General features: G+C 48.2%; 27 protein-coding genes, 2 pseudogenes and 1 riboswitch. All 29 genes and pseudogenes read right to left on the bottom strand.

Annotated features, from left to right (window positions below):
• Positions 1-89: 89 nt before the first annotated feature.
• Positions 90-1,172, bottom strand: a complete 1,083-nt coding sequence (locus CK1_RS09130) for an ABC transporter substrate-binding protein (RefSeq protein WP_306288854.1) — start codon at positions 1,170-1,172, stop codon at positions 90-92.
• A 58-nt stretch (positions 1,173-1,230) separates the two neighbouring features.
• Complete coding sequence (locus CK1_RS09135; RefSeq protein WP_015525972.1) at positions 1,231-1,416, bottom strand: hypothetical protein; 186 nt, start codon at positions 1,414-1,416, stop codon at positions 1,231-1,233.
• Between the two features lie 143 nt (positions 1,417-1,559).
• Positions 1,560-2,129: a hypothetical protein gene (locus tag CK1_RS09140; protein ID WP_015525973.1), complete on the bottom strand. Its 570-nt coding sequence runs from the start codon at positions 2,127-2,129 to the stop codon at positions 1,560-1,562.
• A gap of 121 nt (positions 2,130-2,250) precedes the next feature.
• Positions 2,251-3,543, bottom strand: coding sequence for a sirohydrochlorin cobaltochelatase (locus CK1_RS09145; RefSeq protein WP_015525974.1), 1,293 nt, complete (start codon positions 3,541-3,543; stop codon positions 2,251-2,253).
• Between the two features lie 162 nt (positions 3,544-3,705).
• A riboswitch (cobalamin riboswitch) is annotated at positions 3,706-3,880 on the bottom strand.
• 319 nt (positions 3,881-4,199) lie between these two features.
• Entirely contained in the window at positions 4,200-5,579 is a 1,380-nt protein-coding gene (locus CK1_RS09150) for an NAD(P)/FAD-dependent oxidoreductase (RefSeq protein WP_015525975.1), read from the bottom strand.
• 89 nt (positions 5,580-5,668) lie between these two features.
• Positions 5,669-7,948, bottom strand: coding sequence for a DNA internalization-related competence protein ComEC/Rec2 (locus tag CK1_RS09155; protein WP_015525976.1), 2,280 nt, complete (start codon positions 7,946-7,948; stop codon positions 5,669-5,671).
• A 43-nt stretch (positions 7,949-7,991) separates the two neighbouring features.
• Positions 7,992-8,525, bottom strand: a complete 534-nt coding sequence (locus CK1_RS09160) for a GerMN domain-containing protein (protein ID WP_015525977.1) — start codon at positions 8,523-8,525, stop codon at positions 7,992-7,994.
• Positions 8,488-8,940 (bottom strand): GerMN domain-containing protein, encoded by a 453-nt coding sequence (locus CK1_RS09165; RefSeq protein ID WP_015525978.1) that lies wholly within the window; start codon positions 8,938-8,940, stop codon positions 8,488-8,490. The genes CK1_RS09160 and CK1_RS09165 overlap by 38 nt, the downstream gene beginning before the upstream one ends.
• Positions 8,941-8,950: 10 nt before the next feature.
• A complete protein-coding gene (locus CK1_RS09170; RefSeq protein WP_021651567.1) occupies positions 8,951-10,381 on the bottom strand; it encodes a sensor histidine kinase in 1,431 nt (476 codons plus the stop codon).
• Between the two features lie 3 nt (positions 10,382-10,384).
• Positions 10,385-11,074, bottom strand: coding sequence for a response regulator transcription factor (locus tag CK1_RS09175; protein WP_015525979.1), 690 nt, complete (start codon positions 11,072-11,074; stop codon positions 10,385-10,387).
• 10 nt (positions 11,075-11,084) lie between these two features.
• Positions 11,085-11,912, bottom strand: coding sequence for a ComEA family DNA-binding protein (locus tag CK1_RS09180; RefSeq protein ID WP_015525980.1), 828 nt, complete (start codon positions 11,910-11,912; stop codon positions 11,085-11,087).
• A gap of 110 nt (positions 11,913-12,022) precedes the next feature.
• A complete protein-coding gene (locus CK1_RS09185) occupies positions 12,023-12,454 on the bottom strand; it encodes a DMT family transporter (protein ID WP_015525981.1) in 432 nt (143 codons plus the stop codon).
• A 180-nt stretch (positions 12,455-12,634) separates the two neighbouring features.
• Complete coding sequence (locus tag CK1_RS09190) at positions 12,635-12,901, bottom strand: hypothetical protein (protein WP_015525982.1); 267 nt, start codon at positions 12,899-12,901, stop codon at positions 12,635-12,637.
• A complete protein-coding gene (locus CK1_RS09195) occupies positions 12,877-13,950 on the bottom strand; it encodes a nitrogenase component 1 (RefSeq protein WP_306288855.1) in 1,074 nt (357 codons plus the stop codon). The genes CK1_RS09190 and CK1_RS09195 overlap by 25 nt, the downstream gene beginning before the upstream one ends.
• Complete coding sequence (locus tag CK1_RS09200; protein WP_015525984.1) at positions 13,947-15,290, bottom strand: nitrogenase component 1; 1,344 nt, start codon at positions 15,288-15,290, stop codon at positions 13,947-13,949. Before CK1_RS09200 ends, CK1_RS09195 begins: the two co-directional genes overlap by 4 nt.
• Positions 15,284-16,050, bottom strand: a pseudogene (locus tag CK1_RS09205) (nucleotide-binding protein). Before CK1_RS09205 ends, CK1_RS09200 begins: the two are co-directional and overlap by 7 nt.
• Positions 16,047-16,316: a TM1266 family iron-only hydrogenase system putative regulator gene (locus CK1_RS09210; RefSeq protein ID WP_015525986.1), complete on the bottom strand. Its 270-nt coding sequence runs from the start codon at positions 16,314-16,316 to the stop codon at positions 16,047-16,049. Before CK1_RS09210 ends, CK1_RS09205 begins: the two are co-directional and overlap by 4 nt.
• Positions 16,317-16,343: 27 nt before the next feature.
• Complete coding sequence (gene hypE / locus CK1_RS09215) at positions 16,344-17,351, bottom strand: hydrogenase expression/formation protein HypE (RefSeq protein ID WP_015525987.1); 1,008 nt, start codon at positions 17,349-17,351, stop codon at positions 16,344-16,346.
• 130 nt (positions 17,352-17,481) lie between these two features.
• Positions 17,482-18,525 carry a hydrogenase formation protein HypD gene (gene hypD, locus CK1_RS09220; RefSeq protein ID WP_015525988.1) on the bottom strand — a complete coding sequence of 348 codons (1,044 nt, stop codon included), beginning with the start codon at positions 18,523-18,525 and terminating at the stop codon, positions 17,482-17,484.
• On the bottom strand, positions 18,525-18,734 hold the full coding sequence (locus CK1_RS09225; RefSeq protein WP_022426401.1) for a HypC/HybG/HupF family hydrogenase formation chaperone: 210 nt from the start codon (positions 18,732-18,734) through the stop codon (positions 18,525-18,527). The genes hypD and CK1_RS09225 overlap by 1 nt, the downstream gene beginning before the upstream one ends.
• 90 nt (positions 18,735-18,824) lie before the next feature.
• Positions 18,825-21,245, bottom strand: a complete 2,421-nt coding sequence (gene hypF, locus CK1_RS09230) for a carbamoyltransferase HypF (RefSeq protein ID WP_015525990.1) — start codon at positions 21,243-21,245, stop codon at positions 18,825-18,827.
• 30 nt (positions 21,246-21,275) lie between these two features.
• Positions 21,276-21,683 carry a hypothetical protein gene (locus tag CK1_RS18245; RefSeq protein ID WP_353611155.1) on the bottom strand — a complete coding sequence of 136 codons (408 nt, stop codon included), beginning with the start codon at positions 21,681-21,683 and terminating at the stop codon, positions 21,276-21,278.
• The gene (locus CK1_RS09235) at positions 21,619-22,311 is read right to left on the bottom strand and encodes a nitrogenase component 1 (protein WP_015525991.1); all 693 of its coding nucleotides are present in this window, start codon (positions 22,309-22,311) and stop codon (positions 21,619-21,621) included. The genes CK1_RS18245 and CK1_RS09235 overlap by 65 nt, the downstream gene beginning before the upstream one ends.
• Positions 22,308-22,463: a hypothetical protein gene (locus tag CK1_RS18250; protein WP_353611156.1), complete on the bottom strand. Its 156-nt coding sequence runs from the start codon at positions 22,461-22,463 to the stop codon at positions 22,308-22,310. The genes CK1_RS09235 and CK1_RS18250 overlap by 4 nt, the downstream gene beginning before the upstream one ends.
• Positions 22,460-22,990 (bottom strand): nitrogenase component 1, encoded by a 531-nt coding sequence (locus CK1_RS18255; RefSeq protein WP_015525992.1) that lies wholly within the window; start codon positions 22,988-22,990, stop codon positions 22,460-22,462. Before CK1_RS18255 ends, CK1_RS18250 begins: the two co-directional genes overlap by 4 nt.
• Before the next feature lie 10 nt (positions 22,991-23,000).
• Positions 23,001-23,609 carry a nitrogenase component 1 gene (locus CK1_RS18260; protein WP_015525993.1) on the bottom strand — a complete coding sequence of 203 codons (609 nt, stop codon included), beginning with the start codon at positions 23,607-23,609 and terminating at the stop codon, positions 23,001-23,003.
• A pseudogene (locus tag CK1_RS09245) lies at positions 23,606-24,378 on the bottom strand (nucleotide-binding protein). The gene CK1_RS18260 and the pseudogene CK1_RS09245 overlap by 4 nt, the downstream one beginning before the upstream one ends.
• Before the next feature lie 468 nt (positions 24,379-24,846).
• A complete protein-coding gene (locus CK1_RS09250; RefSeq protein ID WP_015525995.1) occupies positions 24,847-25,188 on the bottom strand; it encodes a heavy-metal-associated domain-containing protein in 342 nt (113 codons plus the stop codon).
• A gap of 18 nt (positions 25,189-25,206) precedes the next feature.
• Entirely contained in the window at positions 25,207-25,554 is a 348-nt protein-coding gene (locus CK1_RS09255) for a FeoB-associated Cys-rich membrane protein (RefSeq protein ID WP_015525996.1), read from the bottom strand.
• Positions 25,555-25,613: the final 59 nt, after the last annotated feature.

Genomic DNA, 25,613 nt, shown 5'->3' on the forward strand with positions numbered 1-25,613 from the left:
GTACACTCCTCTTCTGTTTTGTTATCCTGTCCTTTCGTTTCCTGCTCACAGGTGGAAACCGGCAAAGGAGTTAAAGCGAACACTGGAATTTATTTTAGTTTATGCATATAGGTCAGCTCATCCAGAGAATCATCGTCTGTAGTCAGCATGGTGTGGATATCCTCAATCATGGTTCCAAGTCCGGTGGTTTCCTGGAAGAGATTTTTGCCTGTGCACCAGACATTTCCGTTCTTCACTGCCTTGAAATCTGCAAGAAGCTTACTTTTGGAAAGAAGCTCATCAATGGTCTTAAGTTCCCCGTCAATCGTACTGTTATAGATGATATAGTCTGCATCCTTCGCCTTGGCATAAAACTCTTCCATCTGCATATTCATGGTGGAAAGAGCATTGTCATTTACTCCCGTATCCTCCGGAACATAATTTCCTCCTGCGAGAGAGATCATTTCCGAAACATAGTCGCCACTTTTTCTTATATTTACCGCACCTACGGAGTTGATATAAAAGAACGCTACGGTCTTGTCTGTTTTATCTGCTGTGAGAACCTTATCCAGCTTGTCCGTCTGCTCTTTGAAAACCTTTTCTGCTACATCTTCTTTTCCCAGAAGAACTGCGTAAAGCTTCATCCACTCGGTCCTTCCAAGAGGATGACTCTCATAGCTGGAACGCTCTACCATTACAGGGATCCCGAACTGCTCCAGCTTCTCCTGTACCTCCGGATTGTGATGGATCATGGTGGATTCAATGGCAAGGTCACAGCCCTCGTTCAGGATCAGCTCGTAATCCGGAGCACTGTACTTGCCGGCATAAATCATCTTTTTCTGTTCCATGGCGTCCTTTGCTTCCTGGATATACCATCCGTCTTCCTTGGTTCCGGAAAGCTTGATGCTGTCAATCCCGTCGATAGCGCGGAAAAGATCCATGGCCGAGGTTGCTACCAGATAGATATTGTTTATGGGCTGCTGCAGAACCGCAATGTCAGGATCCAGCCCCTCCGGTGCTTTCTTGCCTTCGGGAACTACAAGAAACTGTCCTTCCTGATCAATGGTGAGCAGCGCATAGCCATCGTTGTAGTAATCCACATTAAATTCCTTTGCGTAGGAAAGATCCATACTGTGGTCAAAGGTAAGGCCTGGAATATCCGCAGGCTTATGTTCTGTCTCTGCTGCCTGCACTGCAAAAGCACACCCCAGGATCAGGGTCAGCGTCAGAAATATGTATGAAATTATTTTTTCATTTTTCTTCCTTTTTCATGCTCGAAGAATCAAAATTCAGGGTATACTCAATCTCGTGAGGAGTACTCATGGCTACAGTATCTGCAGTCACTTCCATTTCTGCGTCAAAGACTGTGACCGGGATCTCAAATGTGGAGTTTCCGTCTTTGTTCACCGGCTCATATTTTTCGCCGTCCACGATCATGTAATCATAATTCGGACTGCTCCAGATGATGGTTGCCGTAGCTTCTTTGTCCTTGATCTCTACTTTAGCCGGAGATTCTACAGATGCTCTTCCTGTTCCGCCTGTAAGGGTTACATCCGTCTCATAGGTTCCGTCCTCCAGCTTCAGCTCTTCCGGTTTTTCCCTTCGGATTTTTTGTCGTCAGAGGTTTTTACAGGATTCTTTACGCTGACTTTATGGTCGTACCATTTGCCTTTTTCTCCCAGGATCGCCACGTTAAATTCCTCACCAATGGCCGGTACCGGGATATCAAATCCGTAAACCTCCTCTGTATAACCATCGCTGTACTTCACTGTATCTGTGGTCGGCTCAATGATCTCTGCTCCGTCCTTCTGGGCATCCTCGGCAGTTCCCGCAAACAGGTTAACGATCTTCTTGGAAACCAGACTTACGTGGATGGTCATTTTACCATCTTTGACCGTGAGCTCTCCTTTTTTGTCATTGGCCTCATTTACATGAAACATGCTGCTGTCTGTACCAAACTCTGCTGTATAAACGCCATCTTCCAGGGTATCTGCTTTGGCTGCATCTGTATCCTTTTCTTCGGAAGCTTCTGCTTCCTCACCGGACTCTGTTTTTGTTTCATCTGTTTTTGCCATCGCAGGCACAGAGCCCAGCACCAGGACTGATGCACTTGCCATTGCAAGAATTAAGTTTACATAGCGTTTTTTCATGATAATCTTCTCCCTTCCATAGATACAGCAATCTGCCCGGAAAACAGTCTTCCTGATCTTTCCGGGCAGTTACATTGATTTCTTATAGGTATCTGAACTCACTCAGATATTTTTATATTTATTATTCTGCGGACTCCTCAGCAGAATCAGCCTCTGTATCTGCTGCTGCATCAGAATCTGCGGACTCCTCAGTGCTTCCCAGAGAATCGATGGCTGCCTTTGTATGCTCTACATAAAGCTTCTCAACTGCTTCGATTCTTCCAAGACCCTCGATCTGGCAGTCAACCTTATCGAAGTTTCCGGATGCTACAAACTGGCTCTTCCAGGAATCCTCCTCATCACCGGCCATATCGTTATTTGCATGGTCTCCGGCAACAACCATCAGCGGACGAAGAACAACGTTCTTGTATCCTGCTTCTTTTACCTTCTCGATAACCTTGTCGCAGGCTGTATCTTCCGGCTTACCCTCTACAGTACCGATGAATGCGTTCTTCAATCCAAGGTTTTCCATCTGTGTCTGCATCTGATCGTATGTAACGTTAGCTGTATGAGATGTTCCATGTCCCATGAATACGAATGCTGTGCCAGCCTCAGCTGCTGCATCCATGCTGTCAAATCCGGCCTCTTTGCAAGCCGTATCTGTGATCGCCTGAGCAACGGCTTTCTTGTCATCATTGATCACAGTTGCATCGTCTCCAACCTCACCGAGCATTGGCTCTGCGATAGCTACAGACTCGAATTTATCTTTATAGCCATTGATCGCTTCTGTCATCTCATCGTACTCAGCACCATGCATCAGATGGGTAGGCTGTACAACCAGATTCTTAACACCATTCTCTACTGCACGGTCAAGAGCCTGCTGCATGTTATCGATCACTTCATCATCTCTTGCCTCTACATGGTTGATGATGATCTGTGCTGTAAATGCTCTTCTTACAGACCAGTCCGGATAAGCTTCTGCAAGAGCATCCTCGATTCCCTTGACATCCTCTGCACGGCTGTCATTGAAGGAAGTACCAAAGCTTACAACAAGAAGTTCATTCTCACCGATCTCATCCTGGTTACGCGGATCGTCCTTGGAAGCATCTCCTGTGTCACGTCCGAAATAATCCGGATCTGCATTCTCACCCTCTACCAGTTCTTTCTGAGCATCTGTCAGAGCATCCCATGCTTCTTTGGCTGCCTTGCAGTCCTCATCTGTTGTGTCGTTTCTTTCCTGTACATAGATCTTGTCGATCAGAGCTGCTACATTATCTGCTGCTTCCTGATCTGCATCAGAAGCCTCTGTGGTATCAGCTGCCTCAGCGTTCTCTTCTGTAGCAGAATCCTCTGCTGCCATTGCTGTTGTAGCCGCACCCATAGAGCATGTCATGGAAACTGCGAGCATCAGAGCTAACATTGTTTTTCTTTTCATTTCTCATTGTCCTCTTTTCATGTATTTCCAGAATACTGATATGTACAAAAAAGCAGCAGCTCTCTGCGGCCGCCTGCTCACACATGATTCTCTGCGCAATACAAATACATAAAAAGAAGTTCTGTATTGTTATGGAGAATACCGATTCGTAAACCGCGAATCCCTGAATCTCACAATAAGGCAGTTCTCCTGACTTGGTTCCACGCTGCTTTCCCTTCCCGGTCTCCCAGTGGTTATAAAAGCAACTCCCCTTTCACAGTGACGGTATCGTTCCGGATTCTCACCGGATTCTCTTTTGCACATCCGACTGGATGCAACCTTATCATTATAACATTTGCACATATTTTCTTTTACCTGGTTATCTAACTTTTACCACAAACTCATAAATTTGTCAAGATTGATGTCAGACGATTCACGGTTTTCTGTGATCTTCGCTCACCAAAAACACCTCGCGAAATATTACCAGTGAACAGTAACCGGTTTTCTCCCTGTATCTGTCAGTTATTATCAGAATACTTTCTCCAATATTCATGCACATCCTGCATAAAAAACAGCCCCTTTCTGTCATCACCCTGATATCAGAAAAGGACTGTCTTACACTGGATATTCGCAATCCGCTTCGCTACTTGCTCATAACAGATAAACTGCTTTGCAGTTTATCTGTTAAAATACTCCTGCTCCAGGTATCTGGCTACGTAGACTCCGCTGGCAGATGCATGGGACAGAGAATGGGTCACGCCGCTGCAGTCTCCGATAACAAAGAGACCCTTGTGGCAGGTTTCCAGATTTTCGTCGATCTCAACCTCCATGTTGTAGAATTTAACCTCCACGCCATAAAGCAAAGTATCGTCATCCGCGGTTCCCGGTGCGATCTTATCCAGAGCATAGATCATCTCGATGATGCCATCCAGGATACGTTTCGGCATAACAAGACTTAAATCTCCCGGTGTCGCAGAAAGTGTAGGTGTTACGAAACTTTCCTCAATACGGGCTTTTGTGCTTCGTCTTCCGCGGATCAGATCTCCAAACCGCTGTACCATAACACCACCGCCAAGCATATTGGAAAGTCTTGCAATGCTCTCACCGTATCCGTTGCTGTCATGGAACGGCTCTGAGAAATGCTTGGATACCAGAAGGGCAAAGTTTGTATTGTTGGTATGCTTTGCCGGATCTTCGTAGCTGTGACCGTTTACTGTGATGATACCGTTGGTATTTTCATTCACGACAACACCTCGCGGGTTCATGCAGAAGGTACGGACCATATCCTCAAACTTCTCAGTTCTGTAAACAATCTTGCTCTCATAAAGCTCATCTGTCAGACGGCTGAAAACCTCTGCCGGAAGCTCCACACGGACTCCGATGTCCACACGGTTGGAAAGAGTCGGGATCTTAAGCTCTGTACATACCGTCTCCATCCATTTACTTCCGCTTCGTCCTGCGGAGATGATACAGTAAGTTCCCTCGTAACGCTCATCTCCTACAAAAACTGCATAACCGTCTTCAGTTTTTTCTACTTTGTCAACAGATGCGTCAAAATAGAAGTCCACATGGTCTTTCATTTTTTCATAGAGGTTCTGAAGTACCACATAGTTGATATCTGTTCCCAGATGGCGGACTGATGCATCCAGAAGATGCAGGCCGTTCTGAAGGCAGAGCTTACGGATCTCGCTGTTTGTGGTAGAATAAAGTTTGGTTCCCTCACCGCCATGCATCAGGTTCAGTTTATCTACATATTCCATCAGCTCTGTAGCTGTATCCTTGCCGATATGCTGGTACAGAGTTCCGCCAAACTGATTGGTGATATTGTATTTTCCGTCGGAGAAAGCGCCTGCACCGCCAAATCCCTTCATGATCGCACAGGTTTTGCAGTGAATACAGGATTTTACTTTCTTTCCGTCGATGGGACATTTTCTTTTTTCCAGAGGATGACCGGCTTCAAAAACCGCGATCTTTTTCTCCGGATCATTATTCATCAGTTCATAGGCCGCAAAGATTCCACCGGGACCTGCTCCTACGATCAGTACATCATATTTCATAAATAAAAACTCCTTATCTTGTATTGCACATTTTCAGTGCTTTGTTTTTGCACAAACCCTGTCTATTCTACAACAAGTGTGTTCAAAAGTCACCTGTTTTTTCGGAACCTTCCGATCTTAAGCTTCTTTCCATCTGTTTCCACGGTAATAGCACCGTTTTTCATGGTGTATTCCACCTGACTTCCGGCCGCTTTAAGCCGCTCTACGGTTTCCGGTGACGGATGTCCGTAGGTGTTGGTGGAAGAACAGGAAATGATCGCCACTTCCGGCTTTATTTTCTCAAGAAATGCTTCTGTGGTAGAATAACGGGAACCGTGATGTCCCACCTTCAGACAATCAACATCCTCAAGCCCCCCGGCTGCCAGAAGCTTTTTCTCCGTATCTGCACCGATATCTCCGGTAAAAAGCATCTGAAAATCTCCAAAAGACAGCTCCATCACCATAGCTTCCTCATTCACATCTTTTCCTGTGGCATTTTTCTCCGGCCACAGAACAGAAAAAGATACTTTGCCGCAAGGCAATTCATCCCCTTTTCCTGCTGTCACGACCTTAACTCCGGCTGTTTTTGCTGCCTCTGCAAGCTCCCTCCATGCATCTGGTCTTTCTGCCCAGGCAGGCAGGATCAGATATCCGGCCCGGATGGTTGTAAGACCTTTTCCCATATATTCCAGAAGCTCCTTCACACCGTTGATATGATCCTGATCTGTATGGGAAATAAAAATCCCATCCAGCCAGGAAATCCCCTGACTTTTCAATGCCGGCAAAAGGCAGTATCTTCCAAGATCCGACTGGCTGCTGCTTCCTCCGTCAATCAGAAAATGATGATCCTCCGGGGTCTCCACAAGAATACCGTCCCCCTGTCCTACATCCAGGCAGATCACCTTCAGACTTCCTGCTGGATGATATCCCAGTATCAGGATTCCGACTGCCAGAAAAATACCGGCTGTTATCCGGATAGCATATAGCTTCCAACAACCTGCTTCCGCCCGCTCCTCTGCTAGCTCCGTTTCCTCACAGACTGCTTTTTTCTTCCGGAGCTGTTCTTTTATATACTGCCCCATAAACAGAACTGTGATCAAAAAGCCATAATATACCAGGATCTGCCATATTTCCGGCTCTCCTCCGATCCAGGTACTCCATCCTGACCTTCCTGCCAGACTGCAGAGATGTTCATAAAAAAGCAGCAGTACCCTTGCCGGCAGGAGCACCAGTTTTGCCACGGGAATACTGAGAATTCCCAGAAGCAGCGCCGCCATTCCTCCAGTCAGCACTACCCCCACACTTGGAAGCACCAACAGATTCAAGATAAATCCGGCAATAGAGACTTCTCCGAAAAACTTCAGCATCACCGGCAGAGTCACAAGCTGAAGAGCTATAGGACTTACCAGTGCCTTTGTCCATTTTTTCTCCGCTCCTGCAAGGGCACAGATCTTTTCCGCAGCGAGCCCCATTCCCAGAACACAGCCAAAGGACAGAAGAAATCCACTGTCCAGGAGATAGGCCGGAGATTCCACAAGGATCATCATGGCAGTTACGGAAAGAGCACTCATCATATCATAGATCCGTCCGGTGATCCTGGCTCCCATAGCGATCAAAAACATAGTTACTGCACGCATGGTGGAAACACTCCCTCCGGTCATGATCCCATACTGCAGCATCACTCCCAGAGAAAAAATCCCGGCAGGCCAGATTCCCAGTCCCATCTTCTTTAGAAGGTTGTAAAGCCCCATTCCCAGAATACTGATATGAAGTCCGCTGATGGCAAGGATATGTATGATCCCGGCCAGCTGATAGCGCATCTGTGTTTCCGGATCCAGTTCCTGTTTGTCTCCAAGCGTTATGGCACAAAAAACAGGCGCATCTTTTCCTGCAGCTTCCTTCAGGATCTGTCTGCAGCTTTCTTTTATCTCCAAAAGGAGCTGCCTGTAGCCGGAATACACTGCTGTTTTCTTTTGGAGCACAGCGTTCTTCATAAAATAATAAATATGACGACAGGCGTAAAAGTGTTGGCTGTCAAAGCCCCCCGGATTCGCAGGACCTTCCACTCTTTTCAGCGTTCCCTTGACCAGGATCCGCATTCCCGGTTTCAGATCTTCTTCTTTTTTGAGAAATATTCTTACATTTTCAATTGGAAATTTTTTTGACTGATGGATAAGATATGTTTTTTTCAGATAAACAGACTGGGAAAATTCTGTGTTTTCATACTGTTCCACCTCCCCGCAGATCATGGAACCAGGGTGCGCTTCGATCTGCTCCTGCACATTTAACGGAAGGGGATTCCCCCTGATCAGAGGAATCCCCATAAGCTCCAGTACGCCAAGACTCAGCACCATAAGAACACACAAAAGACACATCGGCCTTTTCGCCATAAATGTTCTCCCGTTTTCTGATATTTTGAAATGTTTTATTTTTCTATTCTTTTTTAGCCTTTGTGTGTGCCAGCAGGCTGTCGTTCCATTCATAGAACTTATAAAGCTGCATATTCTGGCCAAAGGTCACTTCCTTGTTTCCTTCGATGGAAATCTCAACTTTGTCCACATCCGTTGCCGCGATCAGCGTATTTACCACCGAATACACGGCAATCTGTTCCGAAACATCCAGCGCATAATCCTGAAATACGGAATTATAATCCACATAGCAGATTCCGTTTGCTCTCGTCAGGGAAAGTACCTCTGAATTCTCCGGTATTGTAGGATAATGTCCTTTTTCCAGCGGACCTCTTGCAAGCTGCTCCAGAACCACCGTAGCCTTCGGAAGATTTCGTCTGTAGCGGACACTTCTCTGTTCCGCTACCAGTTTATCTCCGTTTTTATTTGTGAAATACAGAGTAAAGGTGTCATAGCTGTACACATCCCCATCGGACCCGGAAAACTCCACAAAGGTGTCGTTGTTCATGGCTCCCACTTCTTCACCCCTGGTATCTGTCAGCGGCTTTTTTACCCACATAGATCTCCACAGAATCCACTCCTGGAACCTGTAAAAAGATCTTCACTATACCTGCCCGCACCAGAAGTTCTCTGGTACGTGACATTTTATCATAGGCCTCATTGAATTCTACGTTCAGGACTCCATCCTGTATGGAATAAGAAGAAATCTTTACCCCATCCGGAAAAAGTGAGATTCCGTCTTCCCGGGTCTCACGGTTATTCAGACTCTCGGAAAAATTGCGCAGCATCACTTCTGTTGTTTCTTTCTCAGGAGTATATTTTTCTTCTTTCAGTCTCGTTTCATCGCTGTTGATATAATAAAATCTATACTGCTGTTCTTCGTTTTTATTTCTTCCCGACAAACCTATGAAAGCAACCAGACCAAAAAGGATGCAGGCAGCGGCCACACAGATGATCAAAATCGTTTTTTTCATGCTGTACCTCCTAGGACGGGATATAGGACAGCGGGATTTTCACGGTAAATGTGGTTCCCTCGCCCTCTTTGCTGGATACCTTGATGATCCCATGATGCATGGCTATAGAACTTCTTGTAATAGCAAGTCCAAGACCGGTTCCGCCGATCTCTCTGGAATGGGATTTATCCACACGATAAAAACGCTCAAAGATCCGTTCAATGGAATCTTCCGGTATTCCCAGGCCGGAATCTGCAACCGTCACATAGAAATCCTTATGATCCGCATCCAGTGTTACGCGGACCCATCCCTCATCTACATTGTATTTGATACCATTTTCGACCAGGTTACTGATGGCAAGGGTAAATTTCACCTCATCCACATCTGCCGTTACCGGTCGGAACGAATCCAGGATCAGGTCAATCCTTCTCTGATCTGCAATAGGACGGAGACGCTTCAGAATATTCTCCAGCAGCTCATTGATATTCATATTACGGATATTCATATCTGCTGCTTTTTTGTCCATTTTTACCAGGGAGAGCAAATCGGTGATGATCTTGTTCTCTCTGTCAATCTCTTCTGTGATATCAGAAAGAAATTCCTGATACAGTTCCTCCGGAACCCCCTGCTGTCCTACCAGCGAATCCGCCAGAACCTTCATTGAAGTCATAGGTGTCTTCAGCTCATGAGACACATTGGATACAAACTCCTGTCTGGATTCATCCAACGTCTTCATTCTGGAAAGCATCTTGTTAAATGCATCTGTGATCAAAGCTGTCTCTGTATAATCCGGTACCGAGATCTCCTCATTCTGATATCCGTCTGTAAGGTCCTCGATTGCTTTCGTTACCCTGGCAAATGGCTTCACCAGGATCGTGGAAAGAATATATCCCAGAAAAATGGCCAGCACTACAATGATACCGATGATCAGAATCCCTTTCTGCTCCAGTTCATGGATGGTTGCTGTCACCTCACTGGAAGATGCCATGATCATCATGGCACCCTGCACCTGTTTTACATCCGGACTTTTTACCGGAACTGCCAGGATCAGCTTCTGGCTGTCAGAGTCATATTGGTAGGCATCTTCTCCTTTAAAACAGTTCAATACTTTCTGGGAAACCAGAGTCCTGCCCTCATCCACGCCATAGGTATCCTTGATGATCCTGAAATCCCTGTCTACAATGAGAATCCTGCCACCATAGCTGTTGGACAGTAATTCCAGCTTGCTGTTCACCGTCTGAGAGCTGGTGTCATTCAGATAATTCTCCTTGATCAGCAGGTCGCACATGATGTCACAGATGTTCTCCATGCTCTGCACACGGTTGGCAATGGCACGATCTTCATAGTTGGCAATGACCATTTCCGTTACGATGACACTCGGTACGATTCCCAGTATGATCAGGATGATCAGAATACGAAAGCGGAGACTTTTGAAAAATTTGCCGTTCTTTTTGAACTTCACAGGTTATGCCTGGAAATAGTAGCCCACACCCCATTTGGTGTGTACATATTTCGGCTCACTGGGATTGGCCTCGATCTTTTCTCTCAGGCGGCGGATATGTACATCTACGGTACGGACATCTCCCGGATATTCATAGCCCCATACGATATTCAGAAGATTTTCTCTGCTGTATACCTTGTTCGGATTGAATACCAGCAGCTCCAGCACATCAAATTCCTTGGCTGTGAGGTTGATCTCTTTTCCGGAGATAAATACGCGGCGTCCTTCGCAGTCCAGCTTCAGTTCTCCGACTTCCACAGTCTTGGCCTTCTCCTGCTTGTCCTGTTTGCTGCCTGCACGGCGGATGATTGCCTTGATGCGGGCTTTGACTTCCAGGATGTTGAAAGGCTTGGTGACATAATCATCAGCTCCGTATTCCAGACCCAGGATCTTATCCATATCTTCTCCTTTTGCTGTAAGCATGATGATCGGAACATTGGAAAATTCACGGATCTGCTGGCATACCTCAAGACCGTCCATTTTTGGAAGCATCAGGTCAAGAAGGATGATATCGTACTCTCCTGCTTTTGCTTTTTCCAGTGCTTCCTCTCCGTCATAGGCACAGTCCACTTCCATTCCGTCCTGCTCCAGACTGAAGCGAAGTCCCTTGACAATCAGTTTCTCATCATCTACTACCAATACTTTCCTGCTCATTTAGCGCTCCTTACTTTATTGCTATTTTATCCTTTATCTTCTCATAGGTTCCTTCTTTGATGCCTGGTACATTCATGATATCCTCTGCTGAAGTAAAGGGACCGTTCTCTTCCCTGTAAGCGATGATCGCCAGGGCCTTGGACTCCCCTACACCTGTGAGAGTAGTAAGCTGGGATACATCAGCGGTGTTCAGATCGATCTTCTGCTCTGTGGAAGATGCAGTCTCAGCTTCACCGGAATCCTCTCCGGCGGATTTCTGTCCGCTCGCCGTTTCGGTACTGTTTTCTGCTGTGACTTCCGATCCATCCTGGGTAGCTGCGATCCGCTGGCTGTCCACCTCCGCCTGGGTAGGCACATAAACCTGCTGTCCATCGGAAAGTCCCTTAGCACGGTTGAGATAGCTTGCTGCAGCTTCCGGAAGATATCCTCCGGCCTGCTCGATAGCCTGAAAAACACGGCTGCCATATGGAAGCTCATAGACTCCCGGACTGGTCACTGCTCCACATATATCTACATAAATGGTCTGAGGGGTGTCTGAGATCTCCGGCAGCTGTTTTTCAACCTCCGGAGCCGGTTCCTCCGCAGACTCATTCTGTTTCTTCTGTGATATATCTGCCGCAGCCCCTGCGGATGCCTTCCCGGATACTTCACTTTCCGTATCCTTCGGTTTTTCCTGCTCTGCATCCATTCCGGATGCTTCCGTACTTTCTTCCTGCACCAGTTCTTTCTCCAGAAATTCTGTTCCGTTATCCTTACAGCCTGTCAGCCCTGCCAGGATTTGTAACAAAAATATGGAAAAAACAAACCGAACACTTCTGATATGTGATCTTATTTTCATAGGTAGGCGGTTCACTCCTTTCCGCCGATGTGGCGGCAGGTGCCCCGTTACTCATGCAAAACCATACCTTATTTTAACGAAGTATTACAAATATTACAATACTTTTATTTCTATTTCCATTTGAAAATAACCACACCTGCAATACAGATCAGCATTCCCAACAGCTTTCTCCACTGAAAATCTGCTCTTTCCACACCGAAAATCCCCAACAATTCTATAAGATAAGCCACCGCAAGCTGAGAAATGACAATAAGCATAACCGCCCGCGCAGGCCCCAGACTTCCCATACTCCGGATCACTGTGATAGTGATAAATGCACCGATCACTCCTCCGAGTAAATTATATTTATCCTCTACCTGCCACAGCATGCCGATACTTTCTCTGCCTGTGAAAAACCATGCTGCCACACAGACCAGAAATGCAGAAAACTGTACCCAGCCGGTTGAAACCCACAGACTGGTCTGTTTTGTTACATTTGTGTTAAATACCCCTTGAATACTCATCAGTGCACCTGAGAGCAGTGCTGACCAAAATCCCCACATAAAAATCCCTCCATATATACTCCATTTCCGGTATTACTGTTGGAAAAAGGCGCTGCATATTTCTGCAACGCCTTTACGGTTTCTTATAATTTAGTTTATGTGATTTTCCTGCAATTATACACACTGCTGCTCTGTTTTCTCATCCGCATAATATTTATATACATGATCACGAAACGCTCTTTATTCCGGAAAATATTTTCTGAGATATATCCTTCCGGAAAACGCAATATGCGGCATCTCATAAAAAATGGCTGTTTTCGGACAGATTGGACGATAGAGTGGGTCTGCCACAATGATCCTGGCTGTTTTCAGCTTTTCTTCCATGGCTTCCTCGCCACAGATGGTTTCATCTCCCTTGCGCAAAAGTCCCTCTGTGATCTCCAGCGGACAGAGCAGCTGAACCTTTTTTCCGTATTTCTGCTCTATGACTGCTGCCAGGGAGCCCATGGTAACCGGTTCTCCGATGATGGTAATGTCCGGTACGGAAAAAATATCTCATCTTTGTCGGGCATTTCCCTGCTTTCTCCTGAAGGGTCAGATACTGCTGACAGACTGTTCCTTCCCTGAAAATAGATTACCTGCTCCGGAGTTACTTTCCACAGTTCCTCCTGTTTTCCTAAGATCTGCCCTCCGCTTTCCTCTGCGGAGTCATCCTTCTTATTTACCCACTCTCCACAGGATCTATCCGCGATCCGCTCAAGTGCATCTGAAATCTGTCCCTCATAGCCTTCCACAGGAGTCCCCACGAGAAATGGCGTACCGAATTTTTCTTTCAGCACATTGGCCGCCGGGATCCCCACAGAGGATACCACAAGGTTTACCGCTGCTTCACCGGCACGGGACAAAGCTTCCAGCGTATCCCCCATAGCCCAGGTGGAAAGTATCTCCCAGCCATAGTTTTTCAGACGTTTTTTCATTGCATCTACTGCAGACTGCGGGCCAAGATCGAGGGGTGTTGCTCCAAGAAGATTTAATTTCCTGCTTCTCTTCTCTGTAGATCTTTCCGCAGATCCCGTCGGTACTTCTAAACACCTTCCGGTTTTCTCTGCTGCTCCTGTGAAATGTCCGGCGATTTCCGCCAGTGCCAGCCCTGCTCCGTATACATAGTCGTGCATGCCGCTGGTCGGAACCGAAAATACCGGAATTTCGGTCCTTGCTGTAAGTGCACGGGCCAGTCCCTGAAAATCTGTTCCGTTCATAAAGGGGATCGGTGAACTTGCAAGTGCAATAAATTTCGGTTTCAGCTCCTTTTCCGCCTCTTCGATATCCTGAAGAAATTTCTCATCATTTCCCATAATGGCATCGATATCCGTAAGACCTGAGATAAAGATCAGACTGTCCTGGTCGTACCACCGGATCTCATCATGGGTATTATAGGTAGAATTACAGCCGGAGGGATCATGCATCACTGTCATTCCTCCAAGCTCATACAACGCGGAGCAGACACCCGACACGTCTGCCGTGTAGATTGGTATGATCCGATATGCCTGTCTCATATGCAGCTTTCGCACCCCCATCCCTTTCGAACGATCAGATCCTCCGGAGCTTTTTCCTCATTAAATGCCTCCAGCATCAGCTGTGCAGTACGTCTAATCCCGTCAAAGCCCCAGAGCCCGCCGCCCTGTACCATATTGACAAAATTCCGGCTTCCGGTAAACCAGGCTGCTTTTTGTCCGACGGCAAGGATTTTTCCGAAATGCTGCCGTGGCCGCACTCTCATCTCCGGGCGAACAGTCGAAATCAGCCTGAGTTCCGGATAATTCTCCTTCAGCCAGAAAAATACTTCTTTTTCTTCCGGGCTGATACTGTCCAGAAAAACGGACTGTACCTGAAATCCATGGGTAAGGAGAAGCTTTGCAAGTCCCAGAGGTCTTGGATGAAAAAGATAATCCACAGCTATGGGAGTGTCACCGATGATCTGGTGTGCATGGGAAAGAGCCTCCTCGCATTTTCGGATCTCCGTTTTGATATCCAGGCCATTTTTACCGCAGCTGTGCTGATCCAGCAGCTCCAGCAAATACTTTTCCTGCGTCTCTATCTCCTCATAGTCAAAGCTTCCGGGCAGATATAAAAACGGCCTTCCAAGTCTCTCCGCCTGCTGCTGTACTCCGAATTTTCCTGCCGGATAGCAGTTAAGGATCAGGCTTCCCTCTCCCAGGCTCTGATAATCCTCCCAGTTCTTACAGGCCGGTGCTTCCCGGAGACGGATTCCGTTCTTTTTCAGGATCCGGCAGATATCTGCACTCTCATCCAGCACAAAATCACTGCCCAGGACTGTGACACATTCCGGATCTGCTTTCCTCTCCGGTACTGCATCATACATGGCACGGCGCAGCTTCTGATCCGGAGTCGGACCTGTTTTCTGCATGACAGGATCCATAAAGCATCGCATAAAAAAGATCTCCGGAAATCTTTCTTCCAGTTCGCCGTAGATGCGGTCCAGATCACTTCCCAGAAAATGATGAAGACACACGGTAAAAAGCAAGACTGCCTTTGGCTTCTCATCCAGCCGGTTCAGAATGTCCGTCACTCCTTCAATGGTCACATCCTCCAGATTTCCGCCCAGAAGATCCTTTTCCTCCACGATCACAAAGGAAAAACGGTCTGCCGCATTCATCTCTGCGGCAGTCAGCACAACGCCACGCATGCAGTTATCCGCACAGACGTAGATCTGCCTTGCTTCCGGAACCAGCATTCCCGTATGTACGATATTCCAGTTTCCATGGACCGGTGAATTAAATTCCAGCCCCGGCTGAAAGGGAACCGGAAAAGAGGCTTCCTTTATAAATATTTCTGTTTTTCCCGAAAGCTCTCTGTTACCAACTCTTTTTAACATGAGCCTTCCTCCCTGCATGCATTCAGAATCTGCTCGGCCAGTGTCCGGTACTCCTCTGCCATCTCACAATCCGGATAAGCTTCCAGAAGAGTTTTTCCTCGATTCTCTGCTTCCAGAACCAGAGCACTTCTGGAAAGCGTTCCCACTACCCGCGTATGAAAATCCTCTGCCAGCTCCCGGACTTTTTCTTCCTCTCCCGGCACGTTCCGCCGGTTCAGGATCACGCCGCCAAGAGATGCATATCCTCTGTTTCTAAAATTATCCACTGCCATGGCAATATTTGCCCCTGCATGGATGGCCATGTTTTCTCCGGAGGTGATGATAAATACCTTATCTGCATACCCATTTCGCATGGGCATGGAAAATCCACCGCAGACAACATCTCCCAGTACGTCATAAAAAACAATGTCCGGTTTATAGGTCTCATAGGCTCCGTTTTCCTTAAGCTTCTCGAGAGCAGTAATGATACCTCTTCCCGCACATCCAAGCCCCGGTGCAGGACCGCCGGCTTCCACACAGACTACACCCCCATATCCGATCTGCACCATATCCGTAAGCTTCAGCTCCTGGCGTTTTTCGTTATAAAGCTCCAGCACAGTGGGAACTTTTTTCCATGCCTGAGAAGGATCGTGGAATCTGCCTTGGGATCACAGCCGATCTGCATCACTTTCATTCCTTTTTCCGCAAGGGCAGCTGCCACATTGGAAACCGTAGTAGATTTTCCGATGCCGCCCTTTCCGTATACCGCAACTTTTATCATTTTCTGTCCTCCGCTTTTGTGATCACATTGGAATATGCCGTTTTGGCGGAAACTCCACTGAGGCGTCCGATCTTTCCGGATAAGGAGCTGATCACATCCTGTGGTGCGTCAATGGCAATACTGATGATATTGATGCCTTTTTCCCGGTAAGGGATCCCCATTCTCCCGATAATATATTTTCCCGCTTCATGAAGAAAACGGTTGATATCATCGATCACGTCATTGTTTTCCACAATGATCGAGATCAATGCCACTCTTGTCTCCATAAGATCTGACTCTCCTTTCCGATATTATCAGCAGATCCTCGGCAGAAGCTCTCCTCCCGGCTGCGGAAGAAGTGCCTGCGTTCCGATCTCCGTAGTCATGACAACCTTTCCCGACTGTTCTTCCGTAACTTCACCGATAATGGCTGCGTCCCTGGAATAAGGACATTTACGCAGTGCTTCCACGATCCTTCCTGCCTCTTCCTTTGGTGCCATGATCACCATTCGTCCCTCACATGCCAGATAAAGAGGCTCCAGGCCAAGCATGCCGCAGACACCCTTTACCTCCGGAGCTACCGGAACAGCTGCTGCATCCAGGCGGATTCCTACGTTACTCTGTCCTGCGATCTCATAAAGAACCGTTCCGACACCACCTCTTGTGGCATCACGGATCACATGAATGTTGTGGGTGGCATCCAGTACCTCTTTTACAGCTCCCCACAGCGGTGCGCAGTCACTTGTCACATCTGCGTCAATGCCGAAATCCTCTCTTGCCAGAAGAATGGTGCATCCATGTCTTCCCACATCACCGGTTACAATAATGGCATCTCCCGGTTTTGCCAGCTCACCGCCTACCTGAACGCCCTCCTGGATCTCACCCATTCCGGTTGTTGTGATAAACACACCGTCAACCTGACCTTTTCCTGCCACCTTAGTATCTCCGGAAACAATACGCACTCCGGCTTCTTTTGCTGTTTTTTCCATGGCTGCGGCGATCTCCTCCAGCTTCTCCATGGGAAAACCCTCCTCAATGACAAAAGCGCAGGTAAGATACATCGGTTTTGCTCCCATACAGGCAAGGTCATTAACGGTTCCGCAGATGGAAAGCTTGCCGATATTTCCCCCCGGAAAAAATGCCGGAGAAACAATAAATCCATCGGTGGATACTGCCATTTTTCCTGCAGGCGGAACCAGCACGGCCGCATCATCGGCTGTGAGATCCGGGTTTGCAAAATGCGCTTTGAATACTTCATCGATCAGTTCTGAGGTCTGACGGCCTCCGGCACCGTGTGCCATGGTCACTGTTTTATTTTCCATAATATTATCTTCTTTCTATGCTGGGTCAAAGGAATTTCATATCGGTTTCATCCTGTCAGATCTTCCGGATACGATCCTTCGTTTGTACTATATGTAATGTATCATATTTCGCAGTCCATTAAAGCGGACATCAGTTTCCGTACATAAAATATGCGGAACATGCTCCTTCATTGGATACCATACAGGCACCTACCGGATGCTGCGGGGTACAGACCTTTCCGAATACCTTACAATCTGATGGCCTGCATTTTCCCTGAAGCACATCCCCACAGCGACAGGCCGGATTTGGCCTGCCCTGGATCGGCGGCACTGCATATTTTTTTCTGGCATCAAAGGCTTCCCACTCCTTCCGGAGCACCAGGCCGGACCCCGGGATCACACCCAGACCGCGCCATTCGGAATCACAGGGCTCCATCAGTTCTTCGATCAGCTTCTGTGCCTCCGGGCTTCCCTCACTTTTTACCACACGGGGATAGCAGTTCACAAAGAACGGTTTTCCTTCCTGAAAACGTACCAGTGCAACAGCCAGTGCCGTAAGCAGCTCCTTCGCTGTAAAGCCTGCCACCACACCACTGATACCTTCCTCTGCCAGCTGCTCACAGAGCGCAGTTCCTGTGATCGCATTGACATGTCCCGGATAAAGGAACACATCCGCACTGCCCTTTAATGCCTGATAAGCCTGGGGCATGGTCTTGTTTGCCACAAGGAGCGAATAATTGGAAAGTCCGTCCTCTCCGGCCTTTTTCACGGAAAGACAGCCGGCAGGCGTGGTGGTCTCAAAGCCAACGGAAAGAAATACCACCTGCTCTTTTGGATGCTCTTTCGCATATTTTTCTGCATCTGCCGGTGAATAGACGATCCGTATCCTGGCGCCTTCTGCCCTGGCATCTGCAAGGCTTTTCTTTGTTCCCGGTACGCGGACAAGATCACCGAATGTGCAGATCGTCACCTGTTTTTCCAGAGCAAGATAAACGGCCTCGTCAATAAACCCTACCGGTGTTACACAGACCGGACATCCCGGTCCTGAGATCAGCTCCACCTGCGGCGGCAGAAGCTTGCGGATCCCCAGACGGAAGATCTCGTGGGTATGTGTTCCGCAGACCTCCATGATCCGCACCGGCGGCCCCTGATATCCTTCTATGATCTCTCTTGCTGTTTTTTTCCTCTCTTCCATCACAGCAGTTCCTCCATCAGCTGGTCTGTCTCTTCCTCGTCATCATCGGTGATCTTTGCAATGGCAACACCTGCATGCACCATCACATAATCCCCCGGCTCCAGGTCTCCCAGGAGCTGGGCGGAAACCTCTCTCTTTGCGCCGCCTGCATCCACCACTGCTGTTCCGTCACTGATCTTTACTACTTTTGCTGATAATCCTACACACATATCTGTGCCTCCCATCCTGCATTTCTGCTGTATGCTCCATGCGTTATCATAAAACATTTTTGATCCGTATCTGCATAATCTCGTCTATATTTATCTGTGCCGCTGCACATAAGCCATCCCATACACCGCCTGTCCCAGTGCGATCCCTCCGTCATTCGGCGGGATCAGGCTGTGCTTCAAAACTTTAAACCCCATTTCCGTAAGGCCGTCATCTACCAGCTCCAGAAGCAGCCGGTTCTGAAAGACACCGCCACTTAATGCCACTTTCCGGATTCCGGTCTGCCGCTCTGCTTCCTCACAGGCTGCAAGGATCTCATCTGCCAGTGCCCGGTGAAATCCATAAGCCAGCTTCCCGGGATCCTCTCCTGCAAGCCTTGCCCGGACCAGATATGCAACGATCTCACCTGTATTTAAAATAAATTTTCGTTCATCTTCAGACGCTTCTGAGATGCCTGTGCTTTCCGGAATGTCTTCCTTTTCTGACATCCGTATCTTCAGATTTTCTTCCGGATTTTTCTTCTGCATCTCCCGCTGCTTTCTCCAGGCCTCCGCCGCAAATTCCAATGCTGTGGACGCTTCTCCCTCAAAGGTAGACGCTCTCCGGATCCCCAGGATCGCACTGACTCCGTCAAAAAGTCTTCCTGCACTGGTGGAAGTCACGGCATTGATCTTCCGCTGTGCCATAGTCACCAGTACCTTTGCTTCCTGATCTGTACAAAGTCCCAATTTACGGATAGTATCCAGGGTTTTTTCCAGATTTCCCATATTCTTCCAGATCAGGGAAACGGCGATCCGCCAGCCTTCTTTTGCGGAAATATCTCCGCCAACCTGGACAAAGGGTTCTATACTTCCAAGCCTTGTAAATCCTTGACAGTCTGCAACCAGGAGCTCTCCGCCCCAGATGGTTCCATCGGTTCCATAGCCTGTTCCGTCAAAGGAAACCCCTATCACCTTTTCTTCGCAGTCATTTTCTGCCATGCAGGATAAAATGTGTGCATAATGATGCTGCACCCTCAGAACCGGAAGCCCTAGCTCCTCTGCCACCACTGTGGAATTATATTTAGGGTGAAGATCACAGACCACTACCTCCGGCTGCACCTCCAGAAGTGTTTCCAACCGCCCGATCGTTTCCTTCAGGGCTTTTACCGTTCGAAGATCCTCCAGATCTCCCACATAAGGGGAAGGATAAAAACGGTTATCCACACCAATGCAGAAGGTGTTCTTAAGTTCTCCACCTGCTGCGATCACCTGGCCCTTCCAGGGTGTGGAGACCATAAACGGAAGAGGCGCATACCCGCGGGAACGGCGGATCATATAGGGTTCACCCTTATAGAAATCCATCACCGAATCGTCGGCCCGGATACGTATCTTCCTGTTGTGGGAAAGAATGCAGTCACAGAGATGGGAAAGCTCCTCTACCGCCTCCTCATCATCTCTGCAGATCGGCGCCCCGGAAGTATTTCCGCTGGTCATTACCAGAAGCCCGGGCATCCGGATCCCATCATCGTAATGAAAAAGAAGCAGCTGAACCGGTGCATAGGGAAGCATGACACCCACCTTGGGATTCCCGGGTGCAATGCTCTCACAAAGCCCCGTTTCTCCCGGCAGCTTATCCAACAGCAGGATCGGCTTCTGATGACCGGTAAGGATCTTCTCCTGTTCCTCGCTGACCTTACAGATCTTCTTCACAGCTTCCATATCCTGTGCCATCACTGCAAAAGGCTTCACCGGACGCCGTTTCCGCTGCCGCAGCCGCTGTACAGCCTCCTCACTGGTAGCATCACAGCAAAGGTGAAAACCACCGATCCCTTTGATGGCCACGATCCCGCCGGAAGCAATGATCTTCCTTGTATAAGTGATAGCCTCCCGTCCCCGTTCCTCTCTTCCCGCCAGGTATACCTCAGGGCCGCAGTCATTACAGCACACCGGCTGGGCATCATAGCGTCTGGTATCCGGGTTATGGTACTCATCCGCACAGGAGGGACACATAGGAAATTCCTTCATACTGGTCCGTTCACGGTCATAAGGAAGGGAATCCAGGATCGTCAGTCTCGGACCGCAGCAGGTACAGTTGATAAAGGGATGCAGATACCGCCTGTTTTCCGGATCAAACATCTCCGCCTTACATTCATCGCAGATCGCGATATCCGGGGAGACAAAGATTTCGCCCTTTGTCTTCTCACTTTCGATGATATCAAACTGTGTAAATTTCTCCGGCTCCTCCACCGGTTCTTCAAGAAGCTTCAGGATAGCTGCACGCTTCGGTGGCTTATTCCCGATATCTGCGATAAAGGCATCCACATCCTGCTGCTTACCCTGAGCAAAAATCTCCACATAGGGTCCTTTATTGGACACACTGCCACGGATTCCTCTTGCCATAGCATGACGACTCACCGTAGGGCGAAATCCCACTCCCTGTACGATCCCGTAAACACGGATCATTTTCGTAATTTCCCGCTCCATATGTTTCTCCATTCCCTGCAGCTGTTTCCACTGATCCGGCTGCAGCATGCATGTAACTTTATATCCTGCCCTTATGGACTACCTGCATTTTCCGGATACCGCAAAATGCACTGTATCCACAAACACTCCTGAAAAAGCCTTTGTCATCCGCTTCATACATGGATCTGCAAAGATCACGTCATATCCGCCCTTCTCTGCCAGTTCCATGTAATCTTCCTCATCCCTTAATGACACATCGCCCTCCTCCAGGAGATTTTTTTCCATGGAAAACCAGCTTGCCACGGTGAGCTCTCCGTCCGCACCACGTTTCCGTAGCTCCTCTCTTATGGAACCGGCCATCACCTGCTGCTGCACGATGAGAATCTTTTTTCCTGTATAATCCATATCAGGAACCAGCTCTTCCGCCAGAGGATATCCCACCTCATAAGGTGTTCCGAAGGTTTTCTCCAGATATCTGGCACATTCCAGTGCCGCAGGAGAAACCACGATATTTTTTCCGCAGAGGAGGCTTTTTTACCTCATCAAGCCCGTCTCCCATTCCGTAGCAGACTGCTCTCTGTCCTCTGGCACGGAATTTTTCACGGATCTTGTCTGCTGCTTTCAGGTCACTGACATCCTGAGGTGTCATTCCGAGAATTCCTGTCTTACCAGCCTCCACAGGCAGCTTTTCCCGGGCAAAGGCTTTAAAAAGCTCCAGATAAGCCTTCCGCTCTCCCGCATCATAAAGCTCCATTCCGTTGGTATTTACTGCAAGCACCGGAAGATCTGTTTTCTTCTCGCACATCCGCCGCAGTGCCTGATGATCCGTTCCGATCACAGCAGGTACCGGTGTTCCGATAATGGCTGCAAAGCCTGCCTCCACCTTTACTGCTGCATCCACAAGCTTGGCAACCAGGCGGTCATCCCGTCCCAGGATGGCATCCATATCCCGAAGTCCTGCACTGAATACCGCACTTTTCTGTTCAAACCATCTTGGTTCATCAAAGCCGCAGACATTTCCCGCACATCCTCCTGCATCACAGATCACGATGATCCCGCCAAGCTCATACAGCACTGACACGGCTCCGGACTGATCCGGTGCAAAAGGTGTCAGATATTTCCGAAGTCCTCTCATACCTTTTCTCCCTTCTGCAAAACTTTCTCTGTCAGTGTTTCAAACAGCCTGCGTACCCCTGCATAGCCATAGGGCTGCCGGTCCTGATTCCACACGGCATTTGGCTGATCCCGGTGATAATATCCTGCATCCTTTCCTATAGTAAGGTTCACTCCGCTCCCGGACGGATCGTAATACAGCATGGTGGGTTCCATATTGGAAAAACCTTTGTATTCGGACTCAATTCCGCAAGATGCCGTATGTATACAAAATTCTCGGCTGTGATAGTTCCGTAGATCTCCGGCACCCGGAAACCATACCGCACCAGGGCCAGGGCCAGCTCAAAGGAATCTCCGTTCATGCACTCCCCTACAGCAAAAGACGCATCCGGACAGACCTCCCGGAATCTCTCCACTGCCTCTTCTGCTGTTTTTTTATACACTTCCTGATCAAACGAGACTCCAAGAACCTGTCCCAAGGCACGATACTGATTTTCGATCTTATCTGTCTGGTAGAGCCTCCGAAGCTCAATAAAAGGAATCTTCAGCCGGTCATGAAAATCCTCCGCTGCAAACCTTGCTTCCGGATGAAGCACCAGATTAAAATTGGCCTGTGACATGGTCTGATATTCTTCATAATCCTTACATCTTGAGATCTCATGGATGGTCTTTACGCCTGCCTGCTGCAGCAGCTCATACATCTCACAGTCATCAACCAGCGGCGAAAAAATCCCAGAAGATTGACCACATTTCCCTTTTTTTCTGTGGCTCAAGGAGGGAGTATAAGGACTGGCGCACATGGACCATAGGCGGCTTTCTGCCCTCACGTGTCAGTGCGTACATGTAACAGGGGCGCACCGGAATATCCACCTTTTCCTCTGCCTTCCGGCAGACACGTTCCATATCCGTTCCCAGAAGTGCATCCACACAGGTGATACAGATCATCACCACAGACGGCTTCTTCTCACAGCAGTCGCAGATCTCTTTTACCGCTTTCGGGATCTTTTTCAGGTGACGGCCTGTAACAATATCCGTCTCGTCCATCATCAGATAAAAAAATCGATCATTGTACTCCGGCATGGAGCTGATAAGAGAAGTATTTCTTCCGCAGCATCCCGGTGCCACGATCAGCATAATGGAATCCGGCACTGCAAGCCCGGCCCGCTTTACGCCAAAGCCCTCCGCTCCCGGAGAGTTAAATGCCAGAGTTGCCGGAGAGCTGTAGATCAGATGCTTCCCGGAGATCATCTGCGGAGGGATCGCTTCCAGCCCGCCCCGGGCCAGTTCTTCTGCAGTTGCAAAATATGCTTCCTTTTTCATATATCCTCCTTCTCCGCTTCTTCACTTTCCAATAGCTTCCTCGCCAGTGCAAAAAATTTCTCACTGATCTCAGAATTCTCATCTCCCTCGATCACCGTTTTGCCCTGATCCTCCCATCGGATGATCTCGTCACTTCTCGGGATCTCACCCACGACCGGGATATTATTTTTTTTGCAAAAGCATTTACTTTTTCCGTTTCATTCTCCACATTCCTGTGATTCAGCACGATTCCGAAGATTCTCGCATAGCTTCGATCCTCAAAATTCCGCACAGCACTGGAAATATTATTGGCTGCATAGAGTGCCATTTTCTCTCCGGATGTGACAATGAGTACTTTTTCCGCATAGCCCTCCCGGATCGGTGCCGCAAAACCGCCGCATACTACATCTCCAAGAACATCGTAAAGCACTACATCCGGCTTCCAGGTCTCAAAAAGCTTCAGATCCTCCAGAAGCTGAAAGGTTGCGATGATACCTCTGCCTGCACAGCCAAGTCCCGGCGTGGGGCCGCCGGTCTCAATGCAGAGGACTCCACCAAAGCCCTCCTTTGAAATATCCTCCAGCTTTTCCGGCTCCTCATCCTCTTCCCGCATATAATTCATTACCGGCCGCAGAGGTTCTCCCCCAAGAAGATTGATGGTGGAATCCGCCTTGGGATCACAACCGATCTGGATCACTCTCTTCCCCATGGCTGCAAAAGCCGCCGCCAGGTTGGACGTCACTGTAGACTTTCCGATACCGCCCTTTCCGTATACTGCTACCTTCAGCATAAAATCCTCCCTAATTCATTCTGTCCGCTCCCGCAGATATTTTTCATAAAAAAGCTCTTTCACGTACAAGGTGAAAGAGTCCCGTATTCCGCTCACAAAACAAAGTCAAGCGGATATTCGCGATCCGCATTTGCTGCTTGTTCATAACCGAATAACTGCTTCGCAGCTGATTCGGTTAAGCTGTGCCGGATGAACAACGATTCCTGCTCGGATATTCCTTGCCGTCAAAGTCTGTTTCCTGCTGTATTTTGTTTTAATGCCTCATCCGGATAGAAAGAAAATATTTCGTTCCGTCTGAATTTTTCTATTTTTATTATACAATGGTGTACATTAGTGAGTCAATTGCAACTCTGACTTTTTATACAAAAAAGACCCCAAGGCGAAATATTTTTAAGCATTTCGCCGAGAAGTCTCTTCTCTGATCTGCCGGCTCAGAAGCCGCGGCAAAGTTATTCTTATGATAAAGCTTTACTGGATAGAAACTACGTGATATCCTCTGTCTTCCACTACCTTCTTAAGCTCTTCGTTGGAGATCTCTCTGTCGTAGGAAACCACTGCCTCACCTTTTTTCAGGCTTACTTTTGCTGCCGCACCGTCAATGCGGTTGATCGCTCTTGTGACGCTGGCCACACAGTTCTCACAGTGCATGCCTGTGATCTTCATGGTTTTCTCACCCAGCTTGGTTCCATCCAGCCTCTTCTTCGGGATCTCCGGCTTGCTGCCGCCTCCGCCCTTCAGATGTTTATATGCGCCTTTTCCGGCAAACAGCATAATGATGATAACAACGATGACAACAATTGCATTTGCCATGATTTCTTTCCCTCCTGGTTACTTATGCATTCCACTGCAGCCGGAGCAGCCGGAACAATGACCGGAGCAGCTGCCGCCACAGCCACCTGTACGTGTGTTACCGGCACAGCCGACACAGCTGAGCCCCTGTTTCTTTCTTGAATAGAGATAACTGACCACAAATACGCCATATGCGATCACCAGTGCCAGTACAATAATATCCGCTATCATACTCATATCTGTCACCCTTTCTTTCGCTGTACAGCCTGTGAACTGCTGCCAGCCTCTGATGAATACTTTTGTAAAAAAACTTCCATATTTCTTCAGGCTTATTATAGCACAGAAGACCAGGTATTTACATCCCCGGTCTCCTGCATTTCTTATCATTTCAGCTGTTCTTACAGCATCATTTCAAAGCTATCATATGTACCGGATCGTTACTGTAT

This window comes from Ruminococcus sp. SR1/5, assembly GCF_000209835.1.
GTDB classification, from domain to species: Bacteria; Bacillota; Clostridia; order Lachnospirales; family Lachnospiraceae; genus Blautia_A; species Blautia_A fusiformis.